Origin of the sequence: Pseudovibrio sp. POLY-S9 (assembly GCF_001431305.1) — a bacterium.
In the GTDB taxonomy this organism is placed as follows: Bacteria; Pseudomonadota; Alphaproteobacteria; order Rhizobiales; family Stappiaceae; genus Pseudovibrio.
In genome coordinates this window covers 1-320 of the sequence record NZ_LCWX01000202.1, presented here as the reverse complement: position 1 = coordinate 320, position 320 = coordinate 1, and the positions used below count along the sequence as shown (strand labels likewise).

General features: G+C 56.9%; 1 protein-coding gene. It reads right to left on the bottom strand.

The features are described from left to right. On the bottom strand, positions 1-320 hold a 320-nt coding region (locus PPL9_RS20685; protein ID WP_280139069.1), incomplete at both ends, for a contractile injection system protein, VgrG/Pvc8 family.

Genomic DNA, 320 nt, shown 5'->3' with positions numbered 1-320 from the left:
TGGCTACCCTGATGCGAGACGGTGAGCAAATGATACTTGATGTTGTAATCGCTGTTCGGGTGGTCCGTGAGCGCAAACTGATGACCGGCCATCAGGTGAATGGCATTGGTCGCCCCATGCCCTGTGGTGGCCTCAACACGTGCTGCCTCCAGCCGGTGTTTTGTGAACGGCTTGCCAACACCATCGGCCTTGTAGCGCCCCGGATATTCATAGAGCGCATAATCTCCGGCAGAGCCGTTGTCCTCACCGCGCTGATGGGCGTGTTGCTGGTTGTAAGGCGGGTTCTTAAAGGAATAATCGCGCTGCATGAAGCTGGTGGC